Source organism: Nonomuraea basaltis, from assembly GCF_005893125.1.
Lineage (GTDB): Bacteria > Actinomycetota > Actinomycetes > Streptosporangiales > Streptosporangiaceae > Nonomuraea > Nonomuraea basaltis.
In genome coordinates, this window is the sequence record NZ_VCJS01000558.1 from 1 (window position 1) to 1,393 (window position 1,393).

Genomic DNA, 1,393 nt, shown 5'->3' on the forward strand with positions numbered 1-1,393 from the left:
GGGACTGTACGGTTTTCGGTGTAACTCCTGATCAAGGAGAACGCACCTGATGAGTACTGTGATCCAGGCATCGACGGAGATCGACCTGGAGGACACCGCGGTGGCACGCACGGAGCCCAAGGACGCAGATCGTGAGCTCGTCGGCCGTCTGGTCGAGCAGGCCCGCGCCGAGGGCATGGAGCTGGTCGGTGAGAACGGGCTGCTGGGCCGGCTGACCAAGCTGGTGCTGGAGTCGGCCCTGGAGGGCGAGATCACGGACCATCTCGGCTACGACAAGCACGAGCGCGCCGGCAGTGAGACGGGCAACTCGCGCAATGGGACCCGGTCCAAGACCGTCATCACCGACGTCGGGCCGGTGGAGATCACCGTCCCGCGTGATCGGGACGGCAGTTTCGAGCCGAAGATCGTGCGCAAGCGGCAGCGGCGGCTGTCCGGCGTCGATGAGATGGTCATCTCGCTGGCCGCCAAGGGCTTGACCACCGGGGAGATCTCCGCGCACCTGGCCGAGGTGTATGGCGCCGAGGTGTCCAAGCAGACGATTTCCACCATCACCGACAAGGTCCTGGAGGGCATGGGCGAGTGGCAGAACCGGCCGCTCGACCCCGTCTATCCGGTGATCTTCATCGATGCTATTCACGTCAAGCTGCGCGAGGGCCAGGTGGCCAACCGGCCGATCTACGTGGCGATGGCAGTCACCGTCGACGGCGAGCGCGACATCCTCGGCTTGTGGGCCGGCGACGGCGGTGAGGGCGCGAAGTTTTGGCTGCATGTGCTGACCGAGATCAAGAACCGCGGCGTCGCCGATGCGCTGATGGTGGTCTGCGATGGCCTGAAGGGGCTGCCGCAGGCCATCGAGACCGTCTGGCCGCAGGCGGTGGTTCAAACGTGCGTGGTTCACCTGTTGCGCGCCTCGTTCCGGTATGCCGCTCGCCAGCACTGGGACGCCATCGCCAAGGCCCTCAAGCCCGTCTACACCGCGCCGACCGAGGCCGCCGCGCTCGAGCGGTTCTATGAGTTCGCCGAGGTCTGGGGCGGCAAGTACCCGGCGATCGTGAAGCTGTGGGAGGACGCCTGGGCCGAGTTCGTGCCCTTCCTCAACTTCGACACCGAGATCCGCCGGGTGATCTGCTCTACCAACGCGATCGAGTCGGTCAACGCCCGCATCAGGAGGGCGGTCAAGGCCCGCGGGCACTTCCCGAACGAGCAGGCCGCGCTCAAATGCGTCTACATGGCGATCATGAGCCTGGACCCGACCGGCAAGGGCCGCAAACGCTGGATCACCCGCTGGAAAGCCGCTCTCAACGCCTTCGCCATCACCTTCGAAGGCCGCCTGAACCCGACCACCCGATAGAACTAATTCAAGATCGAGTTACACCGTTTACTGGACAGGCCC

At 65.3% G+C, this 1,393-nt stretch carries 1 protein-coding gene; it reads left to right on the forward strand.

Annotated features, from left to right (window positions below):
- Positions 1 to 49: 49 nt before the first annotated feature.
- On the forward strand, positions 50 to 1,351 hold the full coding sequence (locus EJK15_RS69360; protein WP_240778160.1) for an IS256 family transposase: 1,302 nt from the start codon (positions 50 to 52) through the stop codon (positions 1,349 to 1,351).
- Positions 1,352 to 1,393 lie beyond the last annotated feature (42 nt).